16 protein-coding genes and 1 riboswitch are annotated in these 18,511 nt (G+C 71.2%); of the genes, 1 reads left to right on the top strand and 15 read right to left on the bottom strand.

Going from position 1 to position 18,511, the window contains the following annotated elements; genetic code table 11:
• Nucleotides 1–15 precede the first annotated feature (15 nt).
• The 6 genes from NF681_04100 to NF681_04075 form a co-directional block, all read right to left on the bottom strand.
• The gene (locus NF681_04100; GenBank protein UST54402.1) at nucleotides 16–807 is read right to left on the bottom strand and encodes a transglutaminase family protein; all 792 of its coding nucleotides are present in this window, start codon (nucleotides 805–807) and stop codon (nucleotides 16–18) included.
• A 196-nt stretch (nucleotides 808–1,003) separates the two neighbouring features.
• On the bottom strand, nucleotides 1,004–3,445 hold the full coding sequence (locus tag NF681_04095) for a catalase (protein ID UST54401.1): 2,442 nt from the start codon (nucleotides 3,443–3,445) through the stop codon (nucleotides 1,004–1,006).
• A 211-nt stretch (nucleotides 3,446–3,656) separates the two neighbouring features.
• Nucleotides 3,657–3,794: a hypothetical protein gene (locus NF681_04090; GenBank protein UST55881.1), complete on the bottom strand. Its 138-nt coding sequence runs from the start codon at nucleotides 3,792–3,794 to the stop codon at nucleotides 3,657–3,659.
• A gap of 69 nt (nucleotides 3,795–3,863) precedes the next feature.
• Complete coding sequence (gene dbpA / locus NF681_04085; protein ID UST54400.1) at nucleotides 3,864–5,273, bottom strand: ATP-dependent RNA helicase DbpA; 1,410 nt, start codon at nucleotides 5,271–5,273, stop codon at nucleotides 3,864–3,866.
• A 20-nt stretch (nucleotides 5,274–5,293) separates the two neighbouring features.
• A complete protein-coding gene (gene infA, locus NF681_04080; protein UST54399.1) occupies nucleotides 5,294–5,563 on the bottom strand; it encodes a translation initiation factor IF-1 in 270 nt (89 codons plus the stop codon).
• A gap of 74 nt (nucleotides 5,564–5,637) precedes the next feature.
• Nucleotides 5,638–5,904, bottom strand: a complete 267-nt coding sequence (locus NF681_04075) for a hypothetical protein (GenBank protein ID UST55856.1) — start codon at nucleotides 5,902–5,904, stop codon at nucleotides 5,638–5,640.
• Between the two features lie 486 nt (nucleotides 5,905–6,390).
• Between NF681_04075 and NF681_04070 the strand changes: the two genes are divergently transcribed.
• Entirely contained in the window at nucleotides 6,391–7,284 is an 894-nt protein-coding gene (locus NF681_04070; GenBank protein UST54398.1) for a type 1 glutamine amidotransferase, read from the top strand.
• A 38-nt stretch (nucleotides 7,285–7,322) separates the two neighbouring features.
• On the opposite strand, the gene metH is transcribed toward NF681_04070, so the two are convergent.
• The 9 genes from metH to NF681_04025 all read right to left on the bottom strand — a co-directional run bounded on the left by metH (nucleotide 7,323) and on the right by NF681_04025 (nucleotide 18,496).
• Nucleotides 7,323–10,040, bottom strand: a complete 2,718-nt coding sequence (metH, locus tag NF681_04065) for a methionine synthase (GenBank protein ID UST55855.1) — start codon at nucleotides 10,038–10,040, stop codon at nucleotides 7,323–7,325.
• A 93-nt stretch (nucleotides 10,041–10,133) separates the two neighbouring features.
• A riboswitch (S-adenosyl-L-homocysteine riboswitch) is annotated at nucleotides 10,134–10,220 on the bottom strand.
• A gap of 44 nt (nucleotides 10,221–10,264) precedes the next feature.
• Nucleotides 10,265–10,690, bottom strand: coding sequence for a DUF3830 family protein (locus NF681_04060; GenBank protein ID UST54397.1), 426 nt, complete (start codon nucleotides 10,688–10,690; stop codon nucleotides 10,265–10,267).
• 46 nt (nucleotides 10,691–10,736) lie between these two features.
• Nucleotides 10,737–12,278, bottom strand: coding sequence for an amidohydrolase family protein (locus NF681_04055; protein ID UST54396.1), 1,542 nt, complete (start codon nucleotides 12,276–12,278; stop codon nucleotides 10,737–10,739).
• Complete coding sequence (locus NF681_04050; protein UST54395.1) at nucleotides 12,275–13,315, bottom strand: ABC transporter substrate-binding protein; 1,041 nt, start codon at nucleotides 13,313–13,315, stop codon at nucleotides 12,275–12,277. The genes NF681_04055 and NF681_04050 overlap by 4 nt, the downstream gene beginning before the upstream one ends.
• A 61-nt stretch (nucleotides 13,316–13,376) precedes the next feature.
• On the bottom strand, nucleotides 13,377–14,159 hold the full coding sequence (locus NF681_04045; protein ID UST54394.1) for an ABC transporter permease: 783 nt from the start codon (nucleotides 14,157–14,159) through the stop codon (nucleotides 13,377–13,379).
• Nucleotides 14,156–15,046 carry an ABC transporter ATP-binding protein gene (locus NF681_04040; protein UST54393.1) on the bottom strand — a complete coding sequence of 297 codons (891 nt, stop codon included), beginning with the start codon at nucleotides 15,044–15,046 and terminating at the stop codon, nucleotides 14,156–14,158. Before NF681_04040 ends, NF681_04045 begins: the two co-directional genes overlap by 4 nt.
• 11 nt (nucleotides 15,047–15,057) lie before the next feature.
• On the bottom strand, nucleotides 15,058–16,221 hold the full coding sequence (locus tag NF681_04035; GenBank protein UST54392.1) for a ring-opening amidohydrolase: 1,164 nt from the start codon (nucleotides 16,219–16,221) through the stop codon (nucleotides 15,058–15,060).
• Nucleotides 16,218–17,678, bottom strand: coding sequence for a dihydroorotase (gene pyrC, locus NF681_04030; protein ID UST54391.1), 1,461 nt, complete (start codon nucleotides 17,676–17,678; stop codon nucleotides 16,218–16,220). Before pyrC ends, NF681_04035 begins: the two co-directional genes overlap by 4 nt.
• Before the next feature lie 26 nt (nucleotides 17,679–17,704).
• Nucleotides 17,705–18,496: an SDR family oxidoreductase gene (locus NF681_04025; GenBank protein ID UST54390.1), complete on the bottom strand. Its 792-nt coding sequence runs from the start codon at nucleotides 18,494–18,496 to the stop codon at nucleotides 17,705–17,707.
• Nucleotides 18,497–18,511 lie beyond the last annotated feature (15 nt).

Here is an 18,511-nt window from a genome sequence, read left to right as displayed (position 1 = left end):
CCGCATCGTGCCGCGTCAGTCGTCCGAGTCGACCCGGTCGACCGTCACCTTCATCTCGCCCATCTCCAGCGGCGCGTAGTTGGAGACGAAGGCCACGTCGGCCGCGTCGCGTCCGTAGGCCACCACGATGCGGCCGCCGCGCGGCTCGGACTGGGTGGCGTCGAAGGTGTACCAGCGCCCGTCGACGAAGGCCTCGAACCAGGCGTGCATGTCCATCGGGTCGAGCCGGTGGAGGTAGCCCACGACCATGCGCGCCGGGATCTTCAGGGCCCGCGTCAGCGCCACGCCGATGTGCGAGAAATCGCGGCAGACGCCGGCGCCGTGGGCCAGCGAGTCGAGCGCGTCGGTGGTGCCGTTGCTCACGCCGTAGCGGTATTCGAGGTTGTCGTGGATCCAGGCCCGGATGGCCTCGACCTGGTCGTAGCCCGGCGTCGCGTCGCCCACGATCTCCAGCGCCTTGCCCTCCATCTTGTCGGACGGGCAGTAGCGGCTCTGCAGCAGGTAGAGCAGCGCGTCGTCGGGCAATTCCTCGACCAGCGTGCGGGGCGCGCCGGGCAGGACGCGGATGTCGTCCTCGGTCTCCATGACCATCTCGACCTCGATGCGCATCTCGCCCTGGGGGATCACGAAACGCTGGCCGAGGTTGCCGTAGCTGTCGACGTATTCGACCGTGCGCACCCAGGGTTCGAGTTCGTAGCGTTCGCTGATCATCCATTGCGCCATGCCGCTGCGCGGGCGGAGCATGGCGACCACCGGGCAGTCGGTGCCGGCCTTCACGGTCATGGTGCAGTTGGCTTTGAGCTTCATGGGAGATCCTGGGAGAAAAAGGCGTGGGAGGGTCGGAACATTCAACAAGTGTGCCAAGCCCGTGCGCCCTGTCGATCGGACGGCGCCCACGAAAAAAGACGCCGTCCCGGAGGACGGCGTCTTGCGAGAAGGCCGGGCACCCGCGCCATGGGCGCGGTCGCCGCCGGCGCCGGGATCGACCCGGCGCGGCCACCGCTCAGACCAGCGGCGGGTCGCTGTCGCGCGCGGCGTGGCGCGGCTGGCCGACGGCGGCGATGAACGCCACCGTCGCCGCGCCGACATCGGCCGCGTCGGCCAGGATCAGGCCGGGATCGTCCGTGCCGTCGGGCAGCGTCAGCGGGATGCCGGCGTCCGTCAGCAGCGCCTGCGACGCGCCCAGCGCGAACAGCGTCTTGCAGTGGCGGTACTGGTCCTTCACGAAGTCGGCCGTGTGGCCGTCGGTGGCCAGCAGCTGGACACCGGCGGCGCCGTCGGGCAGTACCAGGGCGTCGAACAGGAAGCCCGGGCTGTTCTCCAGCGTGGCGTCGGCCTCGATCGGCGTGCCGTCGGCCGTCTTCACGGTCCCCAGGCGCGGCGCGACGAAGCGCGGCACGGCGCCGGCGTCGAACAGCGCCTTGTGGACCGCCACGGCCGACGCGCCGTCGATGCCGTGCGCCACCAGGATCGCGATCTTGCGCGTGCGGATGCCGCCGTCGCCGGGGCGTGCCAGCAGCGACAGCGCGGGCGACTTGTCGACCTCCGGTGTGGCCGGCGTCTCCAGCGCCTTGGGCAGGGCGGCGGGCACCTCGATGCCCAGGCCCTCGGCCACCTGGGCCGCCAGCGAGGCCGAGACGTTGACCAGGCCCGCGACGACGCGCTGGCGGATCGCCGGCACGGCGACCTTGGACAGCTCGAAGCGGAAGGCCGCGACGATGTGCGCCTGCTCGACCGGGGTCTGGCTCTCGAAGAACAGCGTGGCCTGCGTGTAGTGGTCGGCGAACTTCTCGGGCTTGCCGCGCACCTTGTCGCTCGACTCCGCGCGGTCGATGCGTCGGGCCACGCTCTGGAAGCCCTGGTTCGCACCGGCCTGGAACGGGCTGCCGCCGGCCAGCGAATTGGGCTCGTAGGACACGCGACCGCGCGGGATGGCCTGGCGGTGCATGCCGTCGCGCTGGTTGTTGTGCACCGGCGCGATCGGGGCGTTGATCGGCAGTTCGTGGAAGTTGGGGCCGCCCAGGCGGCTGATCTGCGTGTCCACGTAGGAGTGGATGCGGCCGGCCAGCAGCGGGTCGTTGGTGAAGTCCATGCCCGGCACGATGTGCGCCGTGCAGAAGGCGACCTGCTCGGTCTCGGCGAAGAAGTTGTCCGGGTTGCGGTTGAGCACCATGCGGCCCACCACCTGCACCGGCACCAGTTCCTCCGGGATCACCTTGGTCGAGTCGAGCACGTCGAAGCTGAAGCCCTCGGCCTGCTCCTCCGTGAAGATCTGCAGGCCCAGTTCCCACTCGGGGTACTCGCCGCCGTCGATGGCTTCCCACAGGTCGCGCCGGTGGAAGTCCGGATCGGCGCCGGAGATCTTCACCGCTTCGTCCCACACCATCGAATGCGTGCCCAGCTTGGGCTGCCAGTGGAACTTCACGAACACCGATTCACCCTCGGCGTTGACCAGGCGGAAGGTGTGCACGCCGAAGCCCTGCATCATCCGGTAGCTGCGCGGCAGGGTGCGGTCGCTCATCTGCCACAGCAGCATGTGGGTCGACTCGGGCATCAGCGAGACGAAGTCCCAGAAGGTGTCGTGCGCCGAGGCCGCCTGCGGCATCGCGTGGTGAGGCTCGGGCTTGACGGCGTGGACCAGGTCGGGAAACTTGATCGCGTCCTGGATGAAGAACACCGGGATGTTGTTGCCCACCAGGTCCCAGTTGCCTTCGTCGGTGTAGAACTTGACGGCGAAACCGCGCACGTCGCGCGCCGTGTCCTTGGAGCCGCGCTCGCCGGCGACGGTCGAGAAGCGCACGAACACCGGCGTGACCTTGCCGGCCTCTGCGAAGACCGAGGCCTTGGTGTATTTGGCCAGCGAACCGTAGGACTCGAAGAAGCCATGCGCGCCCGAACCCCGCGCGTGCACGATCCGCTCGGGGATGCGCTCGTGGTCGAAGTGCGTGATCTTCTCGCGCAGGATGAAGTCCTCGAGCAGGGCCGGGCCGCGCAGGCCGGCCTTGAGCGAGTTCTGGTTGTCGGCGATCTTCACGCCCTGGTTGGTCGTGAGCACCTGGCCGGTCGAATCGACGCGCACGCGGTCGAGCGTGCCGATGGTGGCGTTGACGCCCTCGGCCGCGACCGTGCCGACCTTGGCCGACGAATTGCTCTCCGACAGCGTGCTGCCGGTGGGCAGGCGCGAGGGCGGCGTGGCGCTCAGCCCCTCGGGCGCGGCGAGGGCGTTGTCCATGCCGTGCTCGAGCGCCTTGTTGGTGTTGGCCGGCATGGCGGCGGCCAGCGTCTGGGTGTCGGCGGCCTTCTGGGCCGGCAGGTCGCCGGCGGCGGCGCCCGGCGGCGCGGGATGGGCCGGGCCGCTGTCGGTGTTGCGGGCCGCGGCCTGGGCGGCGGTCGCGACCGAGGCGGGAACGGACGAAGGCGCGGACGCCTTGCTGGATGGAGCCATTAAGGGACTTTCGAATGAATCGTGGGATGGGTTCGAATCAAGCTAAGTACCTCCTCGTCCCGACCATGTAGGACGTTGCGACGCGATTCCCCCCGGGGCACTCGGGTGTCCGACCACGCCGAGCCCGGCGCACGCCGTCCGGCCCATGAAAAAAGCGCTCCTCGGAGCGCTTCGGGTTGGGTGTCCGGATGCCGCGGGGCATCGGGGGGCTTCAGCCGCCCTTCTTGGGACGCTTGCCGGGGTTCTTCTTGCTGCGCGTGGCGGTGCCGCGCTCCAGGCTGACCTTCTGGCCGCCACCGCTCTTGGGGATGTTGTAGCCGGCGACGGGCGTGGGGCGGGGGGTGGCCATGCGGTCTGCTTCGGTACGAATCTTTTGGGGCATCTTGAAACTCTGCTGTGGAAATATGCGAAGGGCGGATTAGGCCACATCGTCGAGCAGCCGCACCTTGACGGACTTGCCCTTGACGCGGCCGGTGGACAGCCTGTGGGCGGCCTCGCGCGCGATGCGCCGGTCGACCGCCACATAGGTGGAGAACTCGTTGACGTTGATCTTGCCGACCTGCTCGCGGGTGAACCCGGCCTCGCCGGTCAGCGCGCCCAGCACGTCGCCGGCGCGGATCTTCTCCTTGCGCCCGCCGACGATCTGCAGCGTGGACATGGGCGGGCGCAGCGGCTCGCCGACGCCCGGCGTGAGGCCCGAGAGCGGCCGCCAGGCGGATTCGCGGCCCTGGAGCTGCTCGATCCGGCCGACGAAGCCCATCTCGTCCATGCTCGCGAGGTTGAGCGCCAGGCCCTCGGCGCCGGCCCGCCCGGTGCGGCCGATGCGGTGGATGTGCACCTCGGCGTCGGGCGTGACGTCGACGTTGATCACGGCCTCGAGCTGGGCGATGTCGAGGCCGCGCGCGGCGACGTCGGTGGCCACCAGCACGGAGCAGCTGCGATTGGCGAACTGCACCAGCACCTGGTCGCGCTCGCGCTGCTCCAGCTCGCCGAACAGCGCCATCGCGCTGAAGCCCTGGGCCTGCAGCACGGCGACCAGGTCGCGGCACTGCTGCTTGGTGTTGCAGAACGCCAGCGTGCTCTGCGGGCGGAAATGGTCGAGCAGCAGCGACACGGCATGCAGCCGCTCGCCGTTCGTCACTTCGTACCAGTGCTGGACGATGCGGCCTTCCTCGTGCTGGGACTCGACCGTGATGCGCCGAGGCGCCTTCATGAAGCGATCGGCCAGCTCGGCGATGCCCTCGGGGTAGGTGGCCGAGAACAGCAGCGTCTGGCGCTGCGGGGGGCACTGGCGCACGACGGTCCGGATGTCCTCGAGGAAGCCCATGTCCAGCATGCGGTCGGCCTCGTCGAGCACCAGCGTATTGAGTGCCTGGAGGTCGAGGCTGCCGCGCTCGAGGTGGTCCATGATGCGCCCGGGCGTGCCCACCACGATGTGCGCGCCGTGCTCCAGGCTGGCGGTCTGGCCGCGCAGGGCGACGCCGCCGCACAGCGTCACGACCTTCACGTTCTCCTCCGCGCGCGCCAGGCGGCGGATCTCGGTGGTGACCTGGTCGGCCAGCTCGCGCGTCGGGCACAGCACCATCGCCTGGATGGCGAAGCGGCGCGGATTGAGGTTGGCCAGCAGCGCCAGCGCGAAGGCGGCGGTCTTGCCGCTGCCGGTCTTGGCCTGCGCGATCAGGTCGTGCCCGAGCAGGGCCGACGGCAGGCTGGCGGCCTGGATCGGCGTCATCCGCGCATAGCCGAGCTGCGCGAGGTTGGCGAGCGTCTGCGGCGCGAGCGGCAGCGCGGCGAACCCGGCCGCGTCGCCGGCGGCGGAACCTGTCACGGGCAGTGTCACGGAACGGGTCAGCGGCGCTGCGAGTTGTTGCCGGAATTGACCGGCGGCGGGCCCCGGCGCTCCAGGTGGCGGAACGTGATGCGGCCCTTGGTCAGGTCGTAGGGCGACAGCTCCAGCGACACCTTGTCGCCGGCCAGGATGCGGATGTGGTGCTTGCGCATCTTGCCGCCGCTGTAGGCGATGAGCTGGTGCCCGTTGTCGAGCGTGACGCGGTAGCGCGAGTCGGGCAGGACTTCGGTCACTGCGCCGTTCATTTCGATGAGTTCTTCCTTGGCCATGAATTACCTCTGTGTGTGGGTTGACGGTGATGACGGGAACGGGGTGCGGAGGACGCCGGGCGCGGACGCCACGCTCAGGCGACGCACGATGCGGGCGATGCCGATGCAACGCGCGAGCCGGTGCGTTCGCGCACCCAGCCCAGTCCTTCGTCGACGGCATAGCGCAGCGCGGCCGAATGGCTCGCGAAACGCGGCGTGAAACGCATCACGCGATCGTGCATGCCGCTGCCGCGGCCGGAGCGGATCGAGACCGAGGCGGCGAATCGGCCGTCGTCGAGGTGCTTGATCAGGGGCGAGACGAGGTATTTACCCATCGCCACGCTGTGTTGAATGATGTCCATGAAAGCCTTGCGCATCGCGACGCCGCGAATGCGCTGAAATACGGTTGAGAACGGAACGCGGGCCGGCCGTGTGGGCGTCGATACGGGCCGGCCGCGGCGCTTAACGAGCGCGCGGTTCGCTTCAACAGGAACGAAGGCAGTGGTGGCAAACATGGGCACCGGGCCCGCAAGGACCATGGCGCTCCAACACACTGTGCGGCTGGCTTGGAAGAGAAGGAGCCCGGTGACCCTGGTGACGGGATCGCCGGACCAACCAGCAAGGAAGACGAAATGCTTCGTCGTTGATATCGAAACGAACCCGGGATTATAGCTTTTACCGCGTCGTCGCGCCGGCCGCATCGATGCGCACCGTGAATGCGGGGCACGCGACGCCCGCCGCTGTCGCGCCCGGGAGACATCGGGGCGCCGTCCGACCCGCGGACCCCACGACCTCGTCACAATGGATTTCCTCGCTGTCCCCGGGCCCGCCAGGCGGGTCTTCCCACCATGCCACAGACCGTCGCAGGCCGCCTCAAGATCGGCCTTTCCGCCTGTTTCCAGCACGCCGATCCGTCGCGGCCGCTGTTCACCAACAAGACGCTGCAGTACGTCGAGCAGTCGATCGCGCACTGGCTGATGTCCGCCGGCGCGATGGTCGTGATGGTGCCCTGCCCGACCGGCGCCACCGCGCGCGGCGACACCAAGCTCGCGCACTACGCCGAATGGCTGGACGGCGTGGTGATGCACGGCGGCGCCGACGTCTGGCCCGGCAGCTACGGCGAGGTGCCGCTGCGCGAGGCCTGGATGGGCGACCGCATCCGCGACCTCTACGACCTGGCGCTGGTGGAGGCCTTCGAGCAGGCCGGCAAGCCGATCTTCGGCGTCTGCCGGGGCCTGCAGCTCATCAACGTGGCCTTCGGCGGCACGCTGTTCCAGGACATCGAGACCCAGCACCCCAACGCGCTGCGCCACCGCGATCCGGTGAGCTACGACCAGAACTTCCACGACATCGAACTCGTCGAGGGCACGCGGCTGTCGCGGATGTACCCCGGCGTCTCCCACGCGCGCGTCAACAGCATCCACCACCAGGGCATCAAGGACCTGGCGCCGGGCTTCGAGGTGGAGGCCTGGAGCTATCCCGACCGCGTGCCGGAGGCGATCCGCCGCGTCGCCGGGCGCACCGGTGGCGGCTACATCGCCGCGACGCAGTGGCACCCGGAATTCCACCGCCCCGGCAGCACCGTGAGCACGGTGGACGACACCGCCATCCTCGACGACTTCCTGGGCGCCTGCCGCAGCGTGCAGGCCCAGCCCCAGCGCCCGCACCGGGGCGTGCCCGGCAAGATCCGCGACCGCGCCGCGCGCATGCTGCGCCAGGCGCTGCTGCTGCGGCGACGCTGAGCCCCGGCACCGGCGGGCGACCGGCCGGCCGGCCCGTCCTACGACAGGTTGGGTGCCAGCAGGCGTTCGAGTTCGGATTCGGGCTGGCGACGCCGCGCGGCCTGGTCGACGAGCTGGTCGTGGCCGATCTTGCCGACGTTGAAGTAGGTCGAATCGGGATGCGCCAGGAAGAAGCCGCTGACGCTGGCCGCCGGCGTCATGGCCAGGCTCTCGGTCAGGGTCATGCCGATGTCGGCGCACTGCATGACGTCGAACATGGCGCGCTTGACGCTGTGGTCCGGGCAGGCCGGGTAGCCCGGCGCCGGGCGGATGCCACGGTACTTCTCGGCGATCATCTCCTCGTTGCTCAGCCCCTCGCCGGTGGCGTAGCCCCACAGGTCGGTGCGCACGCGGTGGTGCAGCGCTTCGGCGAAGGCCTCGGCCAGCCGGTCGGCCAGCGCCTTGAGCATGATGGCCGAGTAGTCGTCGAGGTCGTCGACGAAATACTTCTCCTTCTTCTCCACGCCCAGCCCGGCGGTGACGGCGAACATGCCGACGTAATCCTTCAGTCCGCTCGACGCGGGCGCGACGAAGTCGGCCAGGCAGCGGCTCGGGCGCATCACGCCGTCGATCGCCTGCTTCTCGGTCTGCTGGCGCATGCCGTACCAGGTCATCGCGACTTCCGTGCGCGTCTCGTCGGTGTAGAGCTGGATGTCGTCGTCGTTCACCGTGTTCGCCGGCCAGAAGCCGACGATGCCGCTGGCGCTTAGCCAGCGGCCCTCGATCAGGCGCTTGAGCATGCGCTGGCCGTCGGCGTAGACGCGCACGGCCTCGGCGCCGACCACCTCGTCCTTCAGGATGGCCGGGAACGGCCCGGCCAGGTCCCAGGTCTGGAAGAACGGGCCCCAGTCGATGTACCTGGCCAACTCGGTCAGGTCGAAATTCCGGAACACGCGCCGGCCGATGAACTTGGGCACCGGCGGCACGTAGGTGTTCCAGTCGACCGGCGTCCGGTTGGCGCGCGCCCGGGCCAGCGGCCACAGCGTGACCTGCTTCTTGTTGGCGTGCTGGTGGCGCACCTTGTCGTAGTCGGCGTTGAGCTCGTCGATGTACTTCGTCGCCTGGTCGGAGAGCAGCGACTGCGCCACGCTCACGCTGCGCGAGGCGTCCGGCACGTAGACCACCGGGCCCTCGTAGTGCGGCGCGATCTTCACGGCCGTGTGCACGCGGCTGGTGGTGGCCCCGCCGATCATCAGCGGGATCTTCCTGATGCGGAAATGGTCGTCGCGCTGCATCTCGCCGGCGACGTACTGCATCTCCTCCAGGCTCGGCGTGATCAGGCCGGAGAGGCCCACGATGTCCGCGCCCTCGACCTTGGCGCGCGCCAGGATCTCGTGGCAGGGCACCATCACGCCCATGTTCACGACCTCGAAGTTGTTGCACTGGAGCACGACGGTGACGATGTTCTTGCCGATGTCGTGGACGTCGCCCTTGACGGTGGCGATGACGATCTTGCCCTTGGTGCGCACGTCGCGCCCGGCGGCCTCGTCGCGCAGCTTCTCCTCCTCGATGTAGGGCAGGAGGTGCGCCACCGCCTGCTTCATCACGCGGGCCGACTTGACCACCTGCGGCAGGAACATCTTGCCGGCGCCGAACAGGTCGCCCACCACGTTCATGCCGTCCATCAGCGGGCCCTCGATGACGTGCAGCGGCCGGCCGCCCCTGGCCAGGATGGCCCGGTAGGCCTCCTCGGTGTCCTCGACGATGAACTCGGTGATGCCGTGCACCAGCGCGTGGCTGAGCCGGTCGCCCACGCTCACGGGCGCCTCGGGCGTGCCGCGCCAGTCGTTGCGCTTGCTCTCGTCCTTCGCGCCGCTCTTGGCCGTCTCGGCGACTTCGACCAGCCGCTCGCCCGCGTCGGGACGGCGGTTGAGGACCACGTCCTCCACGCGCTCGCGCAGCACCGGCTCCAGGTCGTCGTACACGCCCACCATGCCGGCGTTGACGATGCCCATGTCCATGCCGGCCTGGATCGCGTGATACAGGAACACGGTGTGGATGGCTTCGCGCACCGGGTCGTTGCCGCGGAAGCTGAAGCTCACGTTGCTGACGCCGCCCGACACCTTCGCGCCGGGCAGGTTCCGCTTGATCCAGCGCGTCGCCTCGATGAAGTCGACCGCGTAGTTGTTGTGTTCCTCGATGCCGGTGGCGACCGCGAAGATGTTCGGGTCGAAGATGATGTCCTCGGCGGGGAAGCCGATCTCGTCGACCAGGATGCGGTAGGCGCGCTGGCAGATCTCGACCTTGCGCGCGTAGGTGTCGGCCTGGCCGGTCTCGTCGAAGGCCATCACCACCGCCGCCGCGCCGTAGCGGCGCAGCAGGCGCGCCTGGTGGCGGAACTGGTCCTCGCCCTCCTTCATGCTGATCGAGTTGACGATGCCCTTGCCCTGGATGCAGCGCAGGCCGGCCTCGATGACCTCCCACTTGGAGCTGTCCACCATGATCGGCACGCGCGCGATGTCCGGCTCGGAGGCGATCAGGTTGAGGAAGCGCACCATCGCGGCCTTGCTGTCGAGCATGGCCTCGTCCATGTTGATGTCGATCACCTGCGCGCCGTTCTCCACCTGCTGGCGCGCCACGGCCAGGGCTTCCTCGAACTGGCCGTTGAGGATCATCCGCGCGAAGGCCTTGGAGCCGGTGACGTTGGTGCGCTCGCCGATGTTGACGAACAGCGTGCCGTCGCCGATCGCCACGGGCTCCAGGCCCGAGAGCTTCATGGCCGGGACGGCCGGCGCGACGGGCGACGCAGCAAAGGAGACGGCGGGGGCGGAGGACGACGGCATGGGGCTCACCTGGTTCGCGGACGGAGGTTCAGGCGAGCGTCGTTGCGGGAATGCTGGGATGCGGCCCGAGCCTGGCGGGGCGCAAGGCCGGCCGCTGCAACGCTCCTCGGGGAGGGGCGATTTTAGGCGCAACGGCCCGGCCGGCGCCCGCGCCGGGCTCAGGCGAGTTCGAACACCACGTCCTGCGCGCCCCGCCACAGCACCCGCTCGCCGAGCGCGCGCAGGTGCTCCCGGCCCTCGACGACGGTCAGGAAGTGGTTGCCGGCCAGCGGGCCCATCTTGCTGGCGAAGCTGCAGGCGCCATAGGCCAGGATGATCTCGGTCTCGCTGTAGCCGCCCGGGTAGAACAGGATGTCGCCCACCGAGGGGTGGCGGGTGTGGTTCTCGAAGCCGACCGGCGCCCCCCCGGTCTCCAGCCTGAATTCGCCCAGCGGCACCCAGCAGCCCTCGCCGCTCCAGCGCACGTGGATGAGCTTCTGGCGGTAGGGCAGCAGCGCGAGAAAGGCGGCCACGGTGCGTGGCGCGTCGGGATGGGTCTCGGCGACGAAGTCGAGGCCGCCGGCGGTGATCTTGATTCGGGTCATGTCGATGGGCGTGAAGTTCGGGTTGGAAGGACGGGGGTCCGGGGCGTCAGCCGCAGCAGCCGCCCCACGCGGCGCCACGATAGAACGGCGCGAGGTCCTCGGCCAGCGCCTTGACGTCGTCGCGCCACGCGGCGTGGGCCGGGTCCGCGGCCAGCGCGTGGCGCGCGCGCGCGAGCAGTTCGGCCTTGAGCGCCGGCTCGTCGATGCCCAGCACGCGGGCGTCCTCGACGATCGCGCGCCCGCCGGCCACCACCCGCGCGACGTGGCGGCCGCTGGCGCGCGCGAGCAGCAGGTCCAACGGATCGACGTCGGGGAACAGGGCGTCGTCGTCCAGCGCGTCCCAGTCGAGCAGCACCAGGTCCGCCGGCTCGCCCACGGCGATGCGCCCGTGCGCGCGCGCGGCCGCCCCGGCCACGCTGCGCGGGCCGTGGCCGGCACCGAAGGCCCACAGCTGGCGCGCCGTCAGGGTGGTGTCGTGGCCCCAGCCGCGATGCAGCGCATGGGCCAGGCGCAGCTCGCGCAGCGCGTCGTCGTCCTCGTCGAAGGCCATGCCGTCCAGGCCCATGGCGACGCGGCAGCCCTGGCGCAGCATCTCCGGCAGCGGCGCGATGCCCGACTTCAGTCCCAGGTTGGAGCTGGTGTTGACCGCCACGGTCACGCCGCGCTCGGCCAGCAGCGCCAGCTCGCCGGGCCGCGCCCAGGTGCAGTGCGCCAGCGTCAGGCGCGGGCTCAGCAGGCCGATGTCGTCCAGGAAGCGGACGATGCCTCCGGGGTGCGCGGCATCGGCCCAGTCGCGCTGGTGGCGGGTCTCCAGCAGGTGCATGTGGACCGGCCGGCCGGTGTCGGCGGAGGCCCGCGCGATGGCCTCGAGCAGCGGCGTGCCGCACCACTGCACGCCCGTGGGCCCGTACTGGACGGTGACGTGGTCGCCACGGCCCTCGTGCGCCACCATGGCCGCGACCTCGTCGACGAGCGCGAGCTGCGCGGCCGGCGCGACCGCCGGCGCCGCCAGCCGACGCGCCACGGCGGCGCGGACGCCGGGGCGCAGGGCCGCCAGCACGACCGCGTCGTCCGCGTAGCCGATGCCGTGGCGGTCGCGCATCGCCACCGCGAAGCCGATGCGCACGCCGACGTCGCGCGCCGCCCGGGCCACCGCGCGGGCCTCGTCGACATAGGGCATGCCGCCCTGCACGCGCGTGTAGTGGACCATCAGGTGCGTCACGCCGTGGCGCGCCGAGCGGGCGAACGACGTGGCCGCGCACAGGTACGGGTCCAGGCCCGGCACGACGCCCAGGAACGGCAGCCAGGCCTCCAGCGGCTGGCCGAAGGCGCCCAGCGTGGCGCTGCGGAAGGTGCGCGCGTGGTCGTGCGCGTTGGCCAGCGCGGGCAGCGCCAGCAGGCGGCGGCCGGGCACGGCGCCCCCGAGCGCGTCGAGGCCGGCGACGCGGCCGTCCGGGGCGATGCGGATGCGCGCATCGGCGCGCGCGGGCGCGGCGCCGGGGTCGGCCAGCACCCAGGCGCAGTCGATCGCGTCGGTGCCGGCGTCGCCGTCGCCCGGGCCGGTCGGTGGCGTCGTGGCGGAGGTCACTTCGCGGCGATCCGGCGCTCGGCCACCGGCGGCAGGAAGCGGCGGTCGAACACCTCGGCGGCGGTCGGCACGCGCGGCAGGTCGAAGGCCTCCTTCAACTGCAGGAACGAGCGCGCGAAGCGGGCGTCGGCCACGTCGCCCAGCCCGTTGGCCGCGACCTCGGGCGTGAGCATGACGGTGCGCAGCGCATACGCCAGCCGGCGCTTCTCCAGGTCCTTGTTGAGCAGCGGCTCGCGCCTGGCCAGCGACGCGATCGCCGCGTCGGGATCGGCCACGGTGTCGCGCACCGCCTGATGGATCGCGCGCACCAGGCCCGCGACCGCCTGCGGGTTGTCGCGGGCGAGCTGCTGCGAGACCATCACGCCGTTGCCGTAGAGCTCGACGCCGTGGTCGGCGTAGTGGAACCAGCGGATGTCCTTGTCCGGGTCGACGCCCTGGGCGACCAGGTTCATGTAGCTCGTGACCGAGAACACCGCCGCGCCCTCGACGTGGTCCTTGAGCATCAGCTGCTCCTGCAGGTTGGGCGCGACGTTGGTCCACTTCACCTTCTGCGCGTCGATGCCCGCGCGCGCGGCCATGACCGGGAACATGCGCGCGGCGGCGCCGCCGGCGGGCGTGCCCAGCGTGCGGCCCTCCAGGTCCTTGAGCGTGCGGACCGGGCCGCCCGCCTTGGCGATCAGCGCGAACGGCGCGCGGTTGTAGAGCATGTACACCATCACCGGCGCGGCCCCGGGGCGGGCCGCGGCGTTCTGCACGATGGCGTTGACGTCGCCGACGCCGGCCTGATGGGCGCCGGCCATGATCTTGGTCACGGTGGCCGACGACCCGTCGCCCTGGTCGATGGTCACGGCCAGCTTCTCCCGGGCGAAGTAGCCCCGGTCCTCGGCCAGGTAGTACCAGGCGTGGATGCCCTGGAGCTTCCAGTCGAGCACGAACCGGATCGGCGTGAGGGCCTGCGCGGACGCGCCGGCGGCGCCGAGCGCCGCCAGCGCGGCGAGGGCCAGGGAAGCGGCCCGGCGGGAGAGACGGTGAGGCATGGGAGCTTTCGGTGAGGGAGGGATCGGGATCGGGATCGGAATCGGGGCCGGCGTCGTGGCCTCAGCCCATCGCCAGGTCGGTCTTGCGCTGCGACCAGCCGGTCACGCGCTGCTCGACCAGGGAGGACAGCGCATACAGCGCCACGCCCATCGCCGCGAGCAGGAACAGCCCGGCGAACACCATCGGCACGTCGAAGTTGCCGCTGGCGATCATCATCACGGTGCCGATGCCCTTGTTGGAGGCGACGGTCTCGGCCAGCACCGTGCCGACGAAGGACAGCGTGATGGCGATCTTCAGCGAGGCGAACAGGTAGGGCATGGCGCGCGGCAGCCCGACGTTCCAGAGGATGTCGCGCCGGCGCGCGCCGAGCACGCGCAGCACGTCCTCCAGCTCCGGCTCGGTGCTCGCCAGGCCGGTGGCGACGTTGACCACCACCGGAAAGATGCTGATGACCATCGACGTCAGGATGGCCGGCACCGTGCCGGCGCCGAACCACACCACGAACAGCGGCACCACCGCCACCTTGGGAATGCTGGAGAAGCCCACCAGCAGCGGGTAGGTGACGTCGTAGGCGAGCTTCGAAGAGCCGATGCCCACCCCCACCACGATGCCCGCGAGCACGCCCAGGGCGAAGCCGACGAAGGTGGTGTAGAGCGTCTGCACGGCGTGCGGCCACAGCAGGGGCATCTTCTCGATCAGCACGGCGGCGATCTGGCTCGGGCGCGGCAGGACCAGGTCCGACACGCCCAGGGCGATGCACGCCAGCTCCCACAGCGCGAAGAAGCCGAGGAAGGCGGCCACCGACAGCAGGCGCTGGCGGGCCAGGGGCGAGCGCAGCGTCATGCCGTCACCCCGCCGGTCCGGGGCATCGCGGCCGGGGCCGCCGCCGGCGGTGTCGCGTCGCCGTCGCGGCGCGCGTCGGCGATGCGCATGCGCAGCTGCTGCACCAGGGCGGCGAATTCGGGCGCGTAGCTGCCCTCGAGCGTGCGCGGGCGCGCGAAATCGACGTCGCGCGTCTCCAGGATGCGGCCGGGGCGCGAACTCATCACGCAGATGCGGTTGGCCAGGTAGGCCGACTCGCGCAGGTCGTGCGTCACCAGCAGCACCGTCGGGCGGCGGTCCATCCAGAGCTTCTGCATGATGTCCCACAGCTCCTCGCGCGTGAACTGGTCGAGCGCGCCGAAGGGCTCGTCGAGCAGCAGCAGCTCGGGCTCGTGGATCAGCGCCCGGCACAGCGAGGCGCGCTGCAGCATGCCGCCGGAGAGCTGCCAGGGCCGCTTCTCGCCGAACCCCTTGAGCCCGACCTGCGCGAGCAGGGCCTCCACGCGGTCGGTGTACTCGCCGCGCCGCTTGCGCCGGAAGTCCTGGCGGAACGGCTCGACGATCTTCAGTGGGATCATCACGTTGTCGCGGATCGTCAGCCACGGCAGCATGGTCGGGTTCTGGAACGCCAGGCCGATGCGCAGGCGCGGCGACGCCGAGGCGTGCGCGCCGGCCGCCGGCCGGGTGCCCACCGCGCCGACCTCGCGCCCGCCGGCGATCACCACGCCGGCGCTGGGCCGCAGCAGCCCCGCGACCAGCTTCAGGATGGTCGACTTGCCGCAGCCGCTGGGCCCCACCAGCGCGACGAAGTCGCCCTCGGCGATGCCCAGTGTCGTGTGGTCGAGCGCGACGGTGCCCGCGCCGTAGCGCAGCATCACGTCGGACAGCCGGATGAAGTCGGGGCTCATGGCGGGGCCTTTCAGGAAGGGATGGCGAGGATCGCGGCGACCGGGCCGCCGCCGGGCGGGCCCTGGTGCTCGGCACCTCCGGACACGTACAGCGCGGTGTGGCCGACCACCGAGGCCAGCACGCCGCCCACCGCCGCGCGGGCGTGGCGGGTGGCGTTGATGTCGGAGTCGTTGAGCATGGTGTGGCGCGCGCCGCGCACCAGGCCGTCCGGGGCGGCCTCGGCCTTGGCCAGCAGGTTCACCAGCCGCGCGGCGACGGCCTCGGCGTCGCGCTCGGGGTCGAGCCCGAAGGCCTCGCGCAGCAGGCGGCGCACGCTGGTCGCGTCGACCGCGTCGCGCATCACCGTGTGGGCGATGCGGAAGGCCGACGCGCTGCCCGCCGCCTCGCCCAGCACGATGACGACGTTGCCCTCCAGCTCGATGCCGGCCGAGGCCGAGGCGCGGGCCGAATACAGCGCGGCGTCGCCGCCGAGGATCGCCGCGTCGTCGAGCGCGGCGATCTCGCCGAGCGCGATCCCGACGCCCAGCGCCGAGGCGCCGCGCGACCAGCCCATCGACGCGTAGGTGTCGTCGGTGACGGTGGCCGCGCCGCGCCGCCGCGCCTCGAGCACCTTGGCCGAGGTCAGCAGCGGGCACTTGACCTGCACGAAGTGGACGTCGGCCGCGTCGTCGATGCCGGCGTCGCGCATCGCCGCGCGCACCGCCTCGGCGGTCGCCTCGACCTGCGCCATGCGGCCCATCTCCTCGGGGCGGAAGTCGCGCGTCTGCGCCGTGCCGATCACCAGCCGCTTGCCGCCGTGCGCGGCGGCGGCGTCGCCGGGCGCGAGGCGCGAGCGCGCGAACACCGTGAAATGCGGCGACAGCACGCCTTCGGTGCCGCCGGACATCACCAGCGCGACGCGCTCGTGCACCTGCGTGGCCGTGCAGCCCAGGTGCGGCGCGAGGAAATGGCACCAGGCGGTGGCGGCGAAGTCGCGCGTGTGGTCGTTGACGCAGCCGTTGCCCTCGGTCTTGCCCATCACGGCGACGACGGTCGCCGGATCGAGCCGCCCGGCATCGATCAGTGCCTGCACGCCCGAGAGGTCGCCCGGGCCGCCGCAGGGCACGCGGAAGACGTCGACCCGCTGCGCCGCGCCGTGGGTCGCGGCAGGCGCCGTGGTCGCGGCGGCGCTCACAGCGCGTCCACCAGCGGCCGGGCGTCGGGCGGGATGCCCGCGGGCGCGGTGCGGATGGCGCTCGCGTAGTGCTCGGTGTTGCGCGGCCGGGCCGTGGGCATCCGCTGGATGCCCTTGACCGAGCGGCCCCAGCCCACGGCGTCCTCCACCAGCCGGCCGTCGCGCATCACGAAGCGCCCGCGCAGCAGCGTGTGCAGTGGATAGCCCTGCACCGCGCGGCCGTTCCAGGGCGAGATCTTGGCCGTGCTCTGCAGCTTGTTCTGCGCCAGGATGCCGCTGCGGGCCATGTCGACGAAGGCGATGTCGGCGTGCGCGCCGGGCGCGATCACGCCCTTGGTGCCGTACAGGCCCCAGGCCTTGGCCGGCGCCACCGCGCTCCAGCGGACGTAGTCCATCAGCGAGGCGCGCCCGCGGTTGACCTCGGTGAGCATCAGCGGCATCTGGGTCTCGACGCCGGGGAAGCCGCAGTCGCAGGCCCAGATGCTCTCGCGCGTCTTCTCCTCGGGCGTGTGCGGGGCGTGGTCGGTGGCGATCATGTCGAGCGTGCCGTCCATCAGCGCGTCCCACAGCGGCTGGTTGTGGCGCGCCTCGCGGATCGGCGGGTTGACCCGCATCACGCCGCCGAGCTTGAGCATGTGGTCGGTGTTGAGCAGCAGGTACTGGGGGCAGGTCTCGGCCGTGACGTCGACGCCCCGGCGCTTGAACTCGCGCAGCAGGAACAGCGAATCGGCCGCGCTGTGGTGGGCGATGTGCACCCGCGCGCCGGTCCATTCGGCCAGCGTGAGCACGCGGTTGATGGCCTCGATCTCGGCCACGGCCGGGCGCGCGGCCAGGTGCGCCATGGCGTCGATGCGCCCGGCGTCCTGCAGCTGGCGCTGGCGGCGCAGCAGGATCGAGGAGTTCTCCGCGTGCACCACGGTGCGGATGCCCAGCGGCGCCAGGATCTCGAAGCCCTCGAGCAGCGCGCCGTCGGTGGGCGCGGGCAGGTTGCCGAAGGTGTTGCCGACGAAGGCCTTGAAGCTGGTCACGCCGGCCTCGAGCAGTTCCTCCAGCTTGTCGATGCTCTCGTCGCCCAGCAGCCCGTGGATGCCGAAGTCGCAGTACGACGACTCGGCCGCCTTGAGCTTGATGCGCAGGGCCTCGACCGTGCCGGTGGGAGGGTTGGTGTTGGGCATCTCGAAGACGGTGGTCACGCCGCCCAGCGCGGCGCCGGCCGAGCCGGTGCGCCAGGTCTCCTTGTTGGGGTAGCCCGGGTCGCGGAAATGCACGTGGCTGTCGATGGCCCCGGGCAGCAGGTGCAGGCCGTCGGCGCGCATCTCCGCGCGCGCGGGAGGCATGGTGTCGTCGTGGCCGACGGCGACGATGTGCTCGCCGGCGATGGCGACCGATGCCTCGATGATCCGGTCCGGCGACACCACCTGGGCGCCGCGGATGACGAGGTCGACTTCCTTGGTCATGGAAAGGGTTCCTTCTCGATGGGGGTTCAGAGGGCGGCCCAGCCGCCGTCGACGGGCAGGTCGACGCCGGTGATCTGGCGGGACACCTCGCTGGCCATGAACAGGCAGGCGTGGGCGATGTCGGCGTCGGTGGAGACGCGCTTGAGCGCGTAGTCGGCGGCGTGGCGCGTCATCGCCTCCTCCAGCGTGATGCCCAGCTTCCTGGCCATGTCGGCGCAGACCTTCTCGCGAAAGCGCGGGCCGTCGACCATGCCGGGGGCGACGTTGTTGACGTTGACGTTGTACGGGCCGGCCTCCAGCGCGAAGCTCTTGGTGATGCCGCGCAGGCCCCACTTGGAGGCCGAGTACGCCATGCGCCCGGCGCGCCCGCGCAGGCCGAAGGTGCCGCCCACGTTGACGATCTTGCCGCTGCGCCGCTCGATCATCGAGGGCAGCACCGCGTGGATGGTGTTGAAGCAGCCGGTCATGTTGAGCTGCACGATCTCGTTGAATTCCTCGGCCGTGGTCTCCCAGCCGGTCTTGCCGATCGGGCCGGACCCGCCGGCCACGTTGACCAGCACGTCGATGCGCCCGAAGGCCGCCAGCGCGCGGGCGGCCAGCGCCTCGGTCTGCGCCGGCGCGGTCAGGTCGCAGGGCACCACGACCGCTTCCACGCCCAGCGCGCGCGCCTGCGCGGCCACGGGCTCGATGGCGGCGGTGTCGCGCCCGGCGAGCACCAGCCTGGCGCCCTCGCGGGCGAAGGCCAGCGTGATGGCGGCGCCCATGCCCTTGGCCGGGCCGGTGATGAGCGTCACCTTGTCCTTGAGTTGCAGGTCCATGATCGTTGTCGTCTC

The sequence above is a fragment of the Comamonadaceae bacterium OTU4NAUVB1 genome, from assembly GCA_024372625.1.
In the GTDB taxonomy this organism is placed as follows: domain Bacteria; phylum Pseudomonadota; class Gammaproteobacteria; order Burkholderiales; family Burkholderiaceae_C; genus Variovorax.
The sequence above is the reverse complement of the archived record's forward strand: the minus strand, read 5'-3'. Positions and strand labels throughout refer to the sequence as shown.